This is a genomic window from Nodosilinea sp. LEGE 06152 (genome assembly GCF_015207525.1).
Taxonomy (GTDB): Bacteria; Cyanobacteriota; Cyanobacteriia; order Phormidesmidales; family Phormidesmidaceae; genus Nodosilinea.
The window spans coordinates 1-14,129 of sequence record NZ_JADEWR010000012.1 but is presented as its reverse complement, the minus strand read 5'-3'; the positions used below and the strand labels follow the sequence as shown (position 1 = coordinate 14,129).

16 protein-coding genes are annotated in these 14,129 nt (G+C 58.7%); 8 read left to right on the top strand and 8 right to left on the bottom strand.

The window, feature by feature from the left end; all coding sequences use genetic code 11:
* Positions 1-7: 7 nt before the first annotated feature.
* From uvsE to IQ265_RS16810, 4 genes are all read left to right on the top strand, one after another.
* Positions 8-937 carry a UV DNA damage repair endonuclease UvsE gene (gene uvsE, locus IQ265_RS16825; protein WP_194055694.1) on the top strand — a complete coding sequence of 310 codons (930 nt, stop codon included), beginning with the start codon at positions 8-10 and terminating at the stop codon, positions 935-937.
* A gap of 384 nt (positions 938-1,321) precedes the next feature.
* On the top strand, positions 1,322-3,337 hold the full coding sequence (locus IQ265_RS16820) for a serine/threonine-protein kinase (protein ID WP_194055692.1): 2,016 nt from the start codon (positions 1,322-1,324) through the stop codon (positions 3,335-3,337).
* A gap of 113 nt (positions 3,338-3,450) precedes the next feature.
* Positions 3,451-3,915 (top strand): hypothetical protein, encoded by a 465-nt coding sequence (locus IQ265_RS16815; protein ID WP_194055690.1) that lies wholly within the window; start codon positions 3,451-3,453, stop codon positions 3,913-3,915.
* A 148-nt stretch (positions 3,916-4,063) separates the two neighbouring features.
* Positions 4,064-4,522 (top strand): transposase, encoded by a 459-nt coding sequence (locus IQ265_RS16810; RefSeq protein WP_194055688.1) that lies wholly within the window; start codon positions 4,064-4,066, stop codon positions 4,520-4,522.
* Here IQ265_RS16810 and IQ265_RS16805 read toward each other — a convergent pair.
* The 6 genes from IQ265_RS16805 to IQ265_RS16780 form a co-directional block, all read right to left on the bottom strand.
* The gene (locus IQ265_RS16805; RefSeq protein WP_194055686.1) at positions 4,519-4,977 is read right to left on the bottom strand and encodes a GatB/YqeY domain-containing protein; all 459 of its coding nucleotides are present in this window, start codon (positions 4,975-4,977) and stop codon (positions 4,519-4,521) included. The two genes, IQ265_RS16810 and IQ265_RS16805, sit on opposite strands and share 4 nt — an antisense overlap.
* A gap of 150 nt (positions 4,978-5,127) precedes the next feature.
* On the bottom strand, positions 5,128-5,559 hold the full coding sequence (locus IQ265_RS16800; protein WP_228038022.1) for a hypothetical protein: 432 nt from the start codon (positions 5,557-5,559) through the stop codon (positions 5,128-5,130).
* 130 nt (positions 5,560-5,689) lie between these two features.
* Complete coding sequence (gene aroA, locus IQ265_RS16795; protein WP_194055681.1) at positions 5,690-7,039, bottom strand: 3-phosphoshikimate 1-carboxyvinyltransferase; 1,350 nt, start codon at positions 7,037-7,039, stop codon at positions 5,690-5,692.
* Positions 7,040-7,131: 92 nt separating this feature from the next.
* Positions 7,132-7,554 (bottom strand): putative toxin-antitoxin system toxin component, PIN family, encoded by a 423-nt coding sequence (locus tag IQ265_RS16790; RefSeq protein WP_194055679.1) that lies wholly within the window; start codon positions 7,552-7,554, stop codon positions 7,132-7,134.
* Between the two features lie 114 nt (positions 7,555-7,668).
* Entirely contained in the window at positions 7,669-7,926 is a 258-nt protein-coding gene (locus IQ265_RS16785; protein WP_194055677.1) for a hypothetical protein, read from the bottom strand.
* A gap of 79 nt (positions 7,927-8,005) precedes the next feature.
* Entirely contained in the window at positions 8,006-9,088 is a 1,083-nt protein-coding gene (locus IQ265_RS16780) for a PIN/TRAM domain-containing protein (RefSeq protein ID WP_194055675.1), read from the bottom strand.
* A gap of 202 nt (positions 9,089-9,290) precedes the next feature.
* On the opposite strand from IQ265_RS16780, the gene IQ265_RS16775 reads away from it, so the two are divergent.
* A complete protein-coding gene (locus IQ265_RS16775) occupies positions 9,291-10,415 on the top strand; it encodes a histidinol-phosphate transaminase (protein WP_194055673.1) in 1,125 nt (374 codons plus the stop codon).
* An 86-nt stretch (positions 10,416-10,501) separates the two neighbouring features.
* Here the strand turns inward: IQ265_RS16775 and IQ265_RS16770 are convergent, their stop codons facing one another.
* Together IQ265_RS16770 and IQ265_RS16765 are read right to left on the bottom strand one after the other, a co-directional pair.
* On the bottom strand, positions 10,502-10,969 hold the full coding sequence (locus IQ265_RS16770) for a hypothetical protein (protein WP_347404979.1): 468 nt from the start codon (positions 10,967-10,969) through the stop codon (positions 10,502-10,504).
* A 337-nt stretch (positions 10,970-11,306) separates the two neighbouring features.
* Positions 11,307-11,912: a GNAT family N-acetyltransferase gene (locus tag IQ265_RS16765; protein WP_194055671.1), complete on the bottom strand. Its 606-nt coding sequence runs from the start codon at positions 11,910-11,912 to the stop codon at positions 11,307-11,309.
* Between the two features lie 282 nt (positions 11,913-12,194).
* Between IQ265_RS16765 and IQ265_RS16760 the strand changes: the two genes are divergently transcribed.
* The 3 genes from IQ265_RS16760 to IQ265_RS16750 form a co-directional block, all read left to right on the top strand.
* Positions 12,195-12,563 carry a 2Fe-2S iron-sulfur cluster-binding protein gene (locus IQ265_RS16760; protein ID WP_194052923.1) on the top strand — a complete coding sequence of 123 codons (369 nt, stop codon included), beginning with the start codon at positions 12,195-12,197 and terminating at the stop codon, positions 12,561-12,563.
* A 53-nt stretch (positions 12,564-12,616) separates the two neighbouring features.
* Positions 12,617-13,450, top strand: coding sequence for an inositol monophosphatase family protein (locus tag IQ265_RS16755; protein ID WP_194052925.1), 834 nt, complete (start codon positions 12,617-12,619; stop codon positions 13,448-13,450).
* A 144-nt stretch (positions 13,451-13,594) separates the two neighbouring features.
* On the top strand, positions 13,595-14,129 hold a 535-nt coding region (locus IQ265_RS16750), incomplete at its 3' end, for a J domain-containing protein (RefSeq protein WP_194055669.1).

Genomic DNA, 14,129 nt, shown 5'->3' with positions numbered 1-14,129 from the left:
CCTACCCATGATTTCCCAAACGCTCGCTAAACCTCAATCGACCACCAATGCTCCCCAGCTGGGGCTGGTCTGCATTACCACCTCACCGGAAGTGCGCTTCAAGACCATGACCCGCAAGCGGCTGCTGCAGCTGGATGAGGCGGCACAGACCGAGGCGCTGCAATCGCTCTACGGCGAAAACCTAAAGCGCCTCAACTCGGCTATCACCTTTTGCCAGGAGCATCAGATTCGGCTGTATCGCCTAATCTCAAACGTTTTTCCGTTTTCAGATACGCCCTTGGGCGATCGCATTTTGACAGAACATAGCGACGCGCTCAGGCAGGTGGGCGATCGCGCTCAGGCCGCTGGCCTTCGGCTGGTGCTGCACCCCGATCAGTTTGTGGTGCTCAACTCTGATAACCCAACGGTGATTGAAAATAGCATCACTATTCTGAGCGCCCAGGCCCGCTGGTTTGACCTGATGGGCCTGCCCCAGTCGTCCTGGGCGGCGATGAATATTCACGGCGGCAAGGGCGATCGCGCCGAGCGGCTGATCCAGGTAATTGGCGAGCTGCCCACCCCAATTCGATCGCGCCTCACCCTAGAGAACGACGAGCACACCTACAGCACCGCCAGCCTGCTCGATATTTGCCAGGCCGCTCACGTGCCCCTGGTGTTTGACGCCCACCACCACCTAATTCACGAACGGCTCGACAGCTACGACCACCCCAACGTGGGGCAAATGCTGGCGGCGGTCCGCACCACCTGGCCTGAGCCCACCTGGCAGCTGGTGCATATCTCTAACGGGCGCGAGGCCCTGCACGACCCCCGCCACAGCGACCTGATTACCACCATGCCCGCCAGCTACCGCCAGGCTCCCTGGATCGAGGTGGAGGCCAAGCACAAAGAAGTGGCGATCGCCCAGCTGCGTCAAACCTGGCTCCAGGGTGCAGCTTAGTCAAATAGCTGCCGCGGGCGAGCGATGGTCAAAGACCGGCCTTGGGCCATCGCAGCCTATTTCGGCAGCAGCTTGAGTTAACTCACACCGGGTCCGAGTTCAAGAACTCAAGATCAAAACGCATGTCTCGTAGGGGCAAACGGTCGTTTGCCTAGCTAATGGCGGGCAACCAAGGTCTTGTTGAAAATAGCTGTCCCATCAACTTCACCCAGGGAACGGCTACAACTGTATTGATCGTTGGGGGTGCCGCGCTAGCGGCATGGACGATCAGTATCAGTCACCGCCGTCCTCAGCAGCCATCCACAGAAATAGCGCAGGTTTGCGGTAATCTGTGACAGATGCATCGTGCGCAACACTACATAAAGAGTTTGGCAGTACGCGGCTATGGCTGAAACAGGACAGGGAGAACGGCTACTGGGCAAGCGCTACCGAGTGCTGCGGCAGCTCAGCCGGGGCAGTTTTGGCGATACCTATTTAGCCGAAGACAGCCATCGATTTCAAGAACTCTGCATACTGAAAGAGTTTAACCCCCAGGTGCCCGGCAAACTGGCGCTTGACAAAGCCCAAACCCTGTTTGAGCGTGAAGCCAACATTCTCTACCAAATCAACCACCCCCAGGTGCCCCGGTTTCGTGAGCTGCTGCGGGATGAGGGGCGGCTGTTTTTGGTGCAAGACTACGTCGAAGGCCCTACCTACCGAGAACTGCTCGATCGCCGCCGAGCTTACGACGGTCGCTTTAGCGAAGCCGAAGTAGTGCAGTTTTTGATGCAAACCCTGCCGCTGCTGCAATATCTGCACAGCATCGGCATTGTGCACCGCGATATTTCGCCCGACAACTTAATTCAGCGCAACGCCGATGGTCGCCCGGTGCTGATCGACTTTGGCGGCGTCAAGCAATTGGTTGTCAACGTGCGCCACCAGCTGGGGGTGGCCCAGCCCTACCAGGCCGCCGATGGCACCGTGACCCGGTTGGGCACGGTAGGCTATGCCCCCGAAGAACAGCTGCAGTCGGGTCAGGTTAGCCCCGCCACCGATCTCTACGCGCTGGGGGTAACGGCTCTGGTACTGCTAACCGGCAAAGACCCCGAAGAGCTGTACGACGATCGCCGCGATCGCTGGAGCTGGCCCGAGCAAATTGAGCTATCCGATACCCTGCGCCAGGTGATAACCCGCCTGATAGCCCACAATCCCGAAGACCGCTACCCCTCGGCGGGTCAGGCCCTAGCGGCGCTCAATTTAGCCCACCCCGACCCGCTTTCAACAGCCTGGGCGCAACCCATGCCGGTGCGAATGCAACCCGCCGTGCCACCGCCACCGCCAGAACCCACAGTAGCGGTAGCCCCCGCTCGCCTCTACCTGCCGCCGATGGCCTACGACCCCACGGCGACGGTAGCTCCACCGCCGCGAGCGGTGCCGGTGCAAAAAACTTCGTCGGGGTGCTGGCCTGCCCTGGCAGGGCTGCTGCTAACGGTCGGTGTTGCGGGGGGCCTGTGGTGGTGGCTCGACCCGCTGAGTCAGTTTGCTGGCGATAGCTCTGGGGTGGTTTCGCCCGACGGTAGCGACGCCAGCAACCCCAACCTCAGCGAGGCCGAGCGCGATCGCAAGCAGGCCCTGCGCGATCGCGCCGCCGCCCTCAGCGTCGACTGGAGCTATCTCACCAGTCTCACCGACCAGTTCTTCTTCGAGCAAAACCCCAACCGCCAGGGCACCCAGCTCACCGATCAACCCGCCGATGAGCCGCTGCGGGCTGAGTGGGATGCGATCGCCGCCCAGCATCTTGACCTACTAGAGGCCAACCTCAGCACCGATGCCCGCAACAGGCTAGGCCGCTATAACCCCACCGACAGCGATCGCTGGAAAAGCCAGGTCAACGCTCTCTTCGTCAGCAGCAAAGCCCTCTACGACCTCGCCGATGCCCGCTTCAACCAGCTGTTTCCAGGCCGGGTCAGCGAAGGCTTTGTCGAAACGCCCGTCGACCAAATTTGGTTTGCGCTGGCCCAAGACCAGGTCAACGCCCTAGAAAGCGGCACAAACCTGACTGAAATCACCTTCGAGCAGGGAGCCTTTAGCCAGCAACAGCAGGGCAACCTCAACCCAGGGCAGGGCCAGGTCTACATTCTCAACCTCAGTGCCGAACAACTGCTGCGCCTCAACCTTCAGGCTCCGCCCGACAGCACCCGCCTGTCGGTCTACGTACCGGTGCCTACCGAAACACTGCCCCACATTCTCGCCGATGCCGAGCAAAACACCTGGGCTGGCGAACTGCCCCAGTCGGGCTATTACGAAGTGGTGGTGGTATCTAGGGCCAGCAACCCAATTCCCTATAGCCTGACAGCAGCGGTTGACAACGTTATTGACGACATCATCAACCGCCCCGCTCCACCGGAGAAAGACAACTAATGCAGTAGGGTGCAGTAGGACTAGGGGGCAGCTCTTACGTTCTGTTGCCCCTTGCAGCACCTTGAGCCCCTTAGGGGATAATATTTGCCCCATGCCAAACCATCTCCAGCGCCATGAGACACCCCCTCCTAGACGCCATCCAACAATCTGACGGTCGCTACCTGAACGATTTAGAGCTGCGTTCCCTAGCCCAGTTCGTCACCTCCTTCGACTCTCGCTCTCAGACCTACCTACGGCTAAACGCCGAGGGCAATACCCTGGTGCTCAATGCCCTGCGGCGACTGGTACTCACCCACCCCGAGGCGGTGCGAATGCATGGGGCGAAGTGCCAGCGCGACATGCTTTACACCCTAGAATGCGTTGCCAAGGCCATATTGGTCGACAGCCCCGACGGCTTCGTAGAGGAGTACGTGCTGTGGATGCAGAATATTACCCGCGCCCTGCATAAACAAGACTCTGCGATCGCAGCCTACCGCGCTCTGCAAGCTGAGATTACCAGCACCCTGCCCACCGAGGCCGCCCAGCTGGTCAACAGCTATCTAGAGCGGCTGATCACGGCCCTGGCCCAGGGCCTGTAGCACAGTGGCCTTAACCACATTCGCCTCCAGAGGCTGATGCTGGCCCGAAGCGGCTGGGCAAACTAGAGGTTACTGGTGCATTCACGGTTAAGTGCTCATGAGCCTACACAGTCCAGCCCATGTCCTAGTCGCTTCAAGGGCAGACACATTGACCCACTCCGCCGCCCCTAGAGCCTATTTAGTTGGGCTCTCAACGTTTCAAGCGCAGCCTTTGCTGGGGGAGTATGAGCAGGGCAGCCTGTGTCTAAACGCCTGCGGCCTGATTGTAGCCGACGAATGGGTACGCTCTGCCGCCAACCGCAAGGGCATTGCCATCGACGCCTGGCGCATTACCCCCAACCAGCTACAAAGCATTGTTTTTTTGCACATGCCTATCACCTTAACGAGCGGCCTAGCCGGAGGCTTAACGGAAAGCCTGGGCAGCCAAAAACCCTGGCTGCTGTCGTCGTTTATTGCCAGCTTTAAAGCAGCGGCGGCTAAGCGCATTAATTTGCGGCTCAACCAGGTCGGCCAGCTGGTGTGGCAGCGCAGCTACAGCGAACACCTGATCTCCGACGCAGCCCGGCTATCCCAACTGCGCCACCAGCTTCAGGCGGTAGAGCCCTAGCCGCCCAGTTTGGCCTTGACCAATGCCTGCACCTTACCGCCGTCGGCGCGCCCCTTGAGCTGCTGCATGGCAGGCCCCATCACCTTACCCATATCTTTAGGAGAGGCGGCCCCGGTCTTGGCGATCAGGTCGTCAATGACGGCCTCCACCTCGGCATCGCTGAGCTGCTGAGGCAGGTATTCTGAAATAATTTCTAGCTCTTGAGCTTCTTGGGCGGCCAAATCGTCGCGGCCCGCTTTCTGATACTGCTCGACAGAGTCTTTGCGCTGCTTGGCCAGCTGGGTTAGCACCTCTAGCTCCTGCTCAGGGGTGAGTTCGTCTTGCCCACTGGGGCGCACCGCAGATTCTTTTTCGAGAATAACTTTTTTAATGCTGCGAACCGTCTCTAGGCGCACTTTATCTTTGGCCTTCATCGCGGTTTTGATGTCATCGCTAATGCGATCTTTCAGGCTCATGGGGGCTTCCTTGCGCTCGCTGAGGCACGTCAATGGCTACCTTCTCACTTTACCGGGTGATGGATGAAGTGAGGAAGGGAGGGGGGTAGGCAAGGCAAGGAGTTCGAAATTTTGAACTCTCAATTTTGAATTTTGCACTTCCTCATTCCCTCACCCCGGCTCTGCCTCTCGCTGCTCTAGCTGCTGGTTCAAAAAGTTAACCAAGTCGGCGCAGGTGAAAAACTGGGTTTCGTCAAAGTATTCACTGATGTCGAGGCCAAAGGTGTCGTAAAAATCTTCGCAGAGGGTGATGCTCCAGTCAAACCAGCACACGGCTGGAAAAGCCAGGTCGTCGACCAGGTGATCGCTGGGCGCAATGCAGCCAATTTCCAGGCCTGAGTAAGCGTGCAGCTGCTGATAGACAAAGTTGATTAAGGGCTCGGGCAAGGGGCGGGGCACCGCTGGCGGCGTCCAGTGGTATATGTACCACTCGGTACAAGTGAGGCAGGGGCGCGATCGCAACCACTGATTGACCCGCTGGCGGGCCACCATATCAGGGCTGAGAGCCATATAGGTGGTGAGGCTATTGACAAAGTTTTTCAACGGTTGCCACACAACTTATTAAACGTCGAACCTCTGAGCTAGCCGCCGGGGCTGGTTCTCGGGGGCTGAGCCTCTAGGCTTGGTTAGAGTGTGCCCAAGGTCATGGCTTAAGTCATGGTTTGGGGATGAATTAGCCCAAACCGCAGAGCTGCGCCAGGGTAGCCCCAAAACCAGGATAGGAAACCGCTGCCGCTTCGGCCCGCTGAATCTGAAGGGTGCCCTTGGTGCGCAGGGCGGCGATCGCCAGGCTCATGGCAACCCGATGATCATTGTAGCTATCTACGATGGTTCCGGTGAGGGGGGTGCCGCCATGAATTGTGAACCCGTCGGGGTGTTCTTCGATGCGGGCACCCATTTGGGTGAGCTGACTGGCCATAACCGCGATGCGATCGCACTCCTTGACCCGCAGTTCTGCCGCATCGGCGATGGTCGTGGTGCCCTCGGCAAACAGGGCCGCCACCGCCAACACCGGAATTTCATCAATCATGCGGGGAATCAGGTCACCGCTAAAGCTGGCAGCCTTGAGGCGGCTGTGGCGCACCCGCAGGTCGGCCACGGGTTCCCCAGTCACCTCGCGCAGATTTTCAAGGGTGATATCGGCCTCCATGGCCTGTAAAGCATCGAGAATGCCGGTGCGGGTGGGGTTGATGCCCACGTTCTCAACTACCAGGTCAGCACCGGGGGTAATGGCCCCGGCTACCAGCCAAAAGGCCGCCGAGCTGATGTCGCCAGGTACTACGACGGTCTGCCCGGTGAGGGTGGCGGGGCCATGTACCGTGACGCTGCAGGTATCAGGGTCTACCGAAATATCGGCCCCGAAAGCCCGCAGCATGCGCTCGCTGTGGTCGCGCGACAGACTGGGTTCGGTGACGGTGGTGCTGCCCTCGGTCATCAGCCCCGCTAGGAGAATGCAGGATTTTACCTGGGCGGAGGCGACGGGAGAGTGGTAGTGAATGGGTTTGAGCGACTGTCCCCGCACCGCTAGGGGGGCAAGACGATTGTTCTGCCTGCCCCAAATCTCGGCACCCATTTGGGCCAGAGGCTTAATCACGCGATCCATAGGGCGCGATCGTAGCGAGCCGTCGCCAGTGACCGCAAAGTAGCGATCGGGGTGCGATGCCAACAGACCCAGCATCAGCCGCAGGGTGGTGCCCGAATTGCCCGCGTTGAGCACGTCTACGGGTTCTTGCAGGTTGCCCAGGCCAACCCCCTGCACGGTTACCCACTCGTCTTCTAAGGAGGACATGGTGACCCCCATAGCCTGAAAACAGGCGGCGGTACTGCGCGGGTCTTCACCCAGCAGCAGGCCCTGAATTCGGGTTTCGCCACTGGCGATCGCGCCCAACATCAGCGATCGGTGCGAGATTGATTTATCCCCCGGCACCCGCACTCGGCCCGTCAGCGCCACCCCATCACTCGGAAACTCCAAAGTCATGGTTTGGTGTGGGGCAGCGTCGGTCAGCTCAATGCGGGCAGTCATGGCAGCGTTAGTAAAAGCCGATGCTGATCGTACCCCATCGTTGGGCTATGTTTTTTTTGCACAATGTCGGTTTCTAGCTACATTGAGCCTCTCTAAGGCCGTCCATTAGCCAGAAAGTCTAGGAAAGCGGCTGGAGTAACAATTTGGGTACCGTAGAAAAACTTAAGGTTGAGCAGATCACGGTCAAGAGAAATTAGAAAGTCTGCTTTTGCCTCATAGGCAGCGGCAAGAAATTTATTATCGTCTGGATCAACATCGTCAAGCATAGCTGTTTCGTAAGCGCCTGGAATGTGAAGCGCAACCAGACTAATTATTTCAATAAAGTCCTCTAGATCAGTTTCCGAAACACCTCGACGCAACAGTACCACGACTAATTCTCTGAGTAGCTGAGGGGAGATAACAAGCGTGAATCCTCCTTTTTTCCAAATTTCTAGAAGCTGAAAGGAGCTTGATTCAAAGCTGCGGCTGAGAATACCTGCGACAAAAACCGAGGTATCGATAATAACTTTAAGCACTGATCTCGCCTCGCTTCTCCTTCCCTATTGAGAAGCACTCTCGCTTCTCCTTCCCTATTGAGAAGCACTCTCGCTTCTCCTTCCCTATTGAGAAGCACTCTCGCTTCTCCTTCCCTATTGAGAAGCACTATGGTTGGCAAGGCGCTGACGAATAGCGTCGAAACGTTGCCAAATCAACTCTGGAGTTTGGGGGACAATACCTTGAGCACGAGCGATACCACGAGCAATAATGGCATCTGCTTGTCGCAGTTCGCCCGAGGTTGGTAGAGCAATAACCTGACTCTGCAGCAGTTCAATAAACGCTAAAACATCCTGCTGCTGGTTAGGCCCTAGAACCTTGAATTTCTCAGCTACGACCTGTTCTATATTCATAGTGGGCATGCTCCTAACCTATCAAATTTGCCTGCGCAGAAAAGAGCCGCTAGCCAGACTCAATCCCACTTACGCCCCCTTAGGAAGCCACCATAGATGTTTTGGGGCGGGCAAAGATCATGCGTCCGGCGGAGGTTTGCAGCGACCCGGTGACGACGACCTCTAGTTCTTCGCCAATGTAGTCGCGGCCTTCTTCAACCACTACCATGGTGCCGTCGTTGAGGTAGCCGACGCCTTGGGAGGGTTCTTTGCCCTCCTTGAGAATCTTCAGGTCGATGTCGTCGCCGGGCAGGTAGGCCGGGCGAATGGCCTGGGCCAGATCATTGATATTGAGCACCTCAACGTCTTGAAAGCTGGCAACTTTGTTGAGGTTGTAGTCGTTGGTGAGCAGCATGGCGTTGAGCTCCTGGGCAAGCTTCACCAGCTTGGCGTCGACGGTGGGGATGTCGTCGTAGTCGACGGAGTTGATCAGCAGTCGGTTGGGGTAGGTTTCACGAATGCGGTTGAGCACGTCGAGGCCACGGCGGCCGCGATCGCGCTTTTGGTCGTTGCTGGCGTCGGCAACCTGCTGTAGCTCTTGCAGCACAAACTGCGGCACCAGCAGCTGCCCTTCTAAAAAGCCCGTGCCCAGCAGGCCTTCAATACGGCCATCGATAATGCAGCTGGTGTCGAGCACCTTGGTTTTGCTGGGCTTGAGGGTGCCCTCGGCCACCAGCGTAGACTCTAAAGTGCTGGGGCTGATCAGGCGCAGCAGCGATCGCCCGTGGGTATCGGCCAAATTCATGCCCGACACCGCAAACAGCACGCTGCCCAGCACCGCCGTCATTGGTTTGATAAAGCCAAACTCAGCCGGAATCGGCAGCAAAAACAACGGAGCCAGCATCAGGTTGGCGATCAGCAGACCCAGCACCAGGCCCACGGCGCGAGTAAGAATGCGATCGGGCGGCAGCTCTTTGATCTGGCGCTCCAGACGACGGTAGCTGGTCTGCATAACCAGACCCAGCCCAGTGCCAATTAGCCCGCCAAATACAGCGGTTACTGTGCCCAGGGCCTCAATATTTGTTACCTGCTGCAAAATGGGCTCGGGCAGCAGGTCAATGCTGTAGAACCCAATGCCCGCCCCGGCCAGGATGAATGAGAATACGATTAGTGCGTCTAGCATGGTGGTCCGCGGTTCTGGCCTTGATTTTGCAGCGGTTAGGGGTTAAGTACTTACCCTCTCAGTGTACTCCCCCAGATCAAAAGCGCCAGATTAAACAATACTGGGGGAAGTCAAGCTGGCAAAAGTATACCGCTAATGCCCAGCCCCCTGACCGCCCTACGGGCTCTGCAATAATGGTGGGGTTACTGCACTTGCATTCTCCATGTCTTTGCCCTTTCTGCGATCGGCGGTAGTTCAACTGGCGGCCTATACCCCTCATGTTGAGTCAGCCGACGATCCATCCCCTGCTGCTCTGGATATTCTCGATACCAACGAGTGCCCCTACGACCTGCCCAAGGCGCTGAAGGAAAAGCTGGCCTGGCAGCTGCACAACGATATTGCCGCCAATCGCTACCCCGATGGTGGGCATGGGGCGCTGAAAGAGGCGATCGCCCAGTACGTTACCGAAACCGCAGCCGGAGCAAGCTTCAGCGCCGACCATATCTCCGTTGGCAACGGCTCCGATGAGCTAATTCGATCGCTGCTGATTGCTACCTGCCTAGGCGGCGCAGGCTCGGTGCTGGTGGCCGACCCCACCTTTTCGATGTATGGCATTCTGGCCCGCACCCTGGGCATTCCGGTGATCACGGTAGGCCGCAGTGAAGACACCTTTGAGGTCGATCTGTCAGCAGCGCAGCAGGCGATTGGCCATCCCCAGACCCCTCCTGTGCGGGTGGTGTTTATGGTGCACCCCAACTCACCTACCGGCAACGCCCTCACAGCCGCCGAGGTCGCCTGGCTAGAGGCTCTGCCGTCAGACATCTTAGTGGTAGTGGACGAAGCTTACTTTGAGTTTAGCCAGCAGACCACGGTAGCCAACGTTCTGACCCGCCCCAACTGGGTAGTTATGCGAACGTTCTCAAAGGCCTTTCGCCTAGCCGCGTATCGGGTAGGGTATGCCGTGGCCAATCCAGCCCTCGCCCAGGCGCTCGAAAAAGTGCGCCTGCCCTACAACCTACCCAGCCTGACCCAGGCGGCCGCCCAGCTCGCCCTGGCTCACCGCCAGGAATTGCTGGCGGTAGTGACTGAAATTCAGCAGCAGCGCCGAGAGCTAGCCAGCGCGATCGCCCAAAATACCCCCTTGCGCCTGTGGCCCAGTGACGCCAATTTTCTCTACGGGCGACCCCCAGCTCAGCCTGAGCAGCCCTTGAAGACCGAACTAGAACGCTGGTTCAACCGCCTGCGGGTGCAGGGAACCCTGGTACGCCACACAGGCGGAGGCTTGAGGATCACCATCGGCACACCAGAAGAAAATCAGCGCACCCTGGCTCACCTACAGCAGGTTTAGGCAGAAGTCGCCCGGTAGCTGAACGCAGAGGAGCCGCCCGGTAGCTGAGCCCAGAGGAGATCCCCGGTAGCCGAGCGTAGTCGAAGCTACACCAGCGCCCTAGCTCGCCGCACCGTGTAGGGCAGCACCCCCACCAGCAGAGCAAAGGCTTCGTCAGGCACTTTGTCAACAATGCTTTGGTCAAAGTAGCTCTTAAACTGCTCTAGGATGAGCTGGGCGCGATCGAGGGGCACAGGCTTATCGGTGAAGTTTTGGGTGAGCCGCACCCACTGCAGGCGAATTTTGAGGGCTTTTTGCTGGGCTTCGGCTGACTCAGGCGAAATCAGCGACAGGCTACCGAGGGGTATCACCGCTCGACAGTCAGCATCGAGCCCCCCACCAACGGCGGCACCAGGGCCGGCAAACTCGGTGTAAAACTCCTTGTGGATAATCAGCCCGTTGCGGCGGCGGCTGTTGACAACCCACAGTTCACCACCTCGAATTCTGGCCAAGATGTCATCGTCTTCTGACAGCAGCAGATTAGATTCAAAAAATGGATTGGAAAGACCGCTCACTGGGTTCACGATTGGGGGGCGAGCGGGCTGAGGTGTGCCAGCAAACAAGCCGGGAGAACGTAGGGAGTTTCCGGGGCCTGGGCCTGAACTATTCTGCTCAAAATTAGAGATCATCCCCGCCACATCATAGCGACAACGGCTCGACCAGCCACGATCTGTGCCCATTTCCTCGGTCTTTCTTCGGCCTATGAGCTACCCAAGAGCTATAGCGCCTCAGGTATTTATTCTAGGGTAAACGGCTGGCTGGCCCCCGTAGAAGTATTTAGCTACGCTGAAGGAGGGATAAATTTCTATCCCAAAAGTTTAAGGTTTGTGTGAAGTGATCCGGTTGGGCCACTTAAGGCCACGGGGCAGGAGGCGTTATGGTCTTGCGCAGCAGCAGCCGACGGGCCTGTAGCCCAATCCAGGAGGCCGGAGTATCTTCAGTTTGAAACACCCCGAATCCGGCTTTGCGGTAGAGCGCCTGAGCCGCTAGGTTGTCTTCCATAACGTGGAGGCGCAGATCATAGATGCGCCACTGCTGCGCCAGTTGTTCACACGATTGCAGCAGCGCGCTAGCTATGCCCTGACGCCGAAAGCTCTGCCCCACCGCCAGGTTTGAAATATAGATGTGGCGATCGCCCTGCCAGGGCCAGGGCTGGCGCAGTGACGCTTCTACCGTGCCTGCGATCGCTGGACCGTCTGCAGGGGTAGCTCCAGCCGATGACATCGCCATCAGACAGGCATACCGGGGAGACTGAGCCTTGAGCCGCTGCTTCAGGTCTTCTTGAATGCCAAGCCGAATGAAGGGGTACACCCAGTACCGCCAGCCCGAGCAGTCGTAAAAGCTAGTGGTGAGCACATCGGTGAGCCGCTCCACATCCTGCAGCCGGGCCGGGCGAATTAGCGGCTGGGCTGTGTCGGTGGCTGGTAGAGGCGGCGAATTTGAGTCAATTTGTACCATAAACCCCAGCGGCAGACTCCCAAAAAAGATGCCCGGCAATGGCAAAGCCTAGGCGTTAGGATAATCGCTCTTGCAGTCAATATACCCTTCTCCCCCCGCTCAACGGGTAGGATCAAAAGGCGAGTTTCCCCTCCACAGCCCAATCGTCCCCCAGCCATCCACTCACCGCCATCCATGGCAACCTCACCCTTCTTGACCAGCTTTGTCCGCCACCGCGACCCCAGGCTACTGTGGCCGGTTGCGGGGGTAGCCTCGGTTGTGGCCCACGGGGTTGCACTGGTTATGGTTCGCACCCACACCGTCACCGTTCACCATCGCCAGACCGGGCGTATCTATACCGTAGAGGTGCCCGAAGACCGCTACATTCTCCAGTCGGCCGAAAGTCAGGGAGTAGAACTGCCCTTTGCCTGCCGCAACGGGGCCTGCACCACCTGCGCCGTGCGACTGCTCGAAGGCGAAGTCGACCAACCCGAAGCCATGGGGCTTTCGCCCGACCTGCGCCGCCAGGGCTATGCCCTACTGTGCGTCAGCTATCCTCGCAGCGCCATTCAGGCCGAAACCCAGGACGAAGACGAAGTGTACGAACTGCAGTTTGGCCGCTATTTTGGCAAAGGCAAAGTGCGCATGGGCTTGCCTCTTGAGGACGATTAGTCGTCTGAGCGATCGCCCCTCACGCTTGCTAAATCTTTTCCATTCATCTCCTCATGCCCCTGCCCTCTGAGTCTGACTTGCAGCGCTGGCTCGACAGCGCCACCGAAGCTGCCCTGGCCGCCGGAGCCGTGCTCCAGCACCACTGGGGCAACCTGACCAGCATTGATGAGAAGGGGCGATCGGGCGACCTGGTTACCGAGGCCGATCGAGGGGCCGAGGCGGCCGTAATGGCGGTACTGGAGCGGCACCTGCCTGCCGATCACGGCATTTTAGCCGAAGAATCTGGGGTAATCAGAGGCCGCGAGGCCAGTCTGCTGTGGGCGATCGACCCCCTGGATGGCACCACCAACTACACCCACCAATACCCTTTTTGCGCAGTTTCCATCGGCCTGCTAGCCGAGGGAGAGCCAGTGCTGGGCGTGATCTACGACCCTGTCCATCGCGACTTGTTTCGGGCGGCAACGGGGCTGGGGGCTACCCTTAACCGCCGCCCCATTCACGTCTCAACGACTGACCGCCTAGACCAAAGCCTTCTGGTCACAGGGTTTGCCTACGATCGCCGCGAGACCCCAGACAACAACTACGCCGAATTTTGCCACTTCACCCATCTGAGCCAGGGCGTGCGCCGTGGCGGGGCTGCAGCCATTGACTTAGCCTATGTGGCCTGTGGGCGGCTCGATGGCTATTGGGAGCGGGGGCTGGCCCCGTGGGATATTGCGGCAGGGATTGTTCTGGTTCGAGAAGCTGGCGGCAAAGTGACCGCCTACGACGGTAGCCCGATGGATGTTATGGCCGGGCGACTGCTGGCCACCAACGGCCACCTTCATCAGGCTATGAGTCATACCCTGGGGCAAATTAAACCCCTGGTGCTGCCGCCGCTGACCTAGGCTGCGTCCTCCCGCTCCGCAGTTTAGCCAGACCTCTGCCAATAAAAACCGCCGGGGCTGGTTAAACTTAGGTTGGCTGGGTAGAGTGAAAAGTATTTCACCCGTAAGCGTATATTTCCCAAGCCGTCCCTCCGGTAGGTGACCATGAAACCAGATCAAGGGCTGTTTCAAGCTGACTTTGACGACCATCACGCGGTGCTGGGGGTGCCCATTAGCGCCGATGCTAAAGCCGTGCGCAAACGTTACTTAGCCATTGCTCGCAAGCTACACCCCGACAGCCTGTCGGGAGCTTCTGCCGCCGAGGCTCAGCAGGCGAGTGAGGTTCTCTCCAAGCTGGTCAACCCCGCCTACGAAACGCTGAGCCAGGAAAAATCTAGCACCGAGCACGGGTTGATTCTCAAGCTCAAAGGCCAGACCCTGCGCCGCGCGGGAACCGCCCCGGCCGTGACCTCAACGGCCGCTCAAGATTTGCTGAAAGCGCCCCACCTGGATGCGGCCTATCGCCAGGCGGTCAACGGGCTGGCCGCAGAGCAGTTTGACCAGCTAGATGCCCTCTCTGAGGTGATTGGTGCTCTCAGCGAGCTGAATCTGGTTTATCTATACCGCAGCACCAGCAGCGATCGCACCGCTGCCGCAGCCCGCACCGCCCCCCGTCAGCCGACCTCGGCTCAGCCTACCC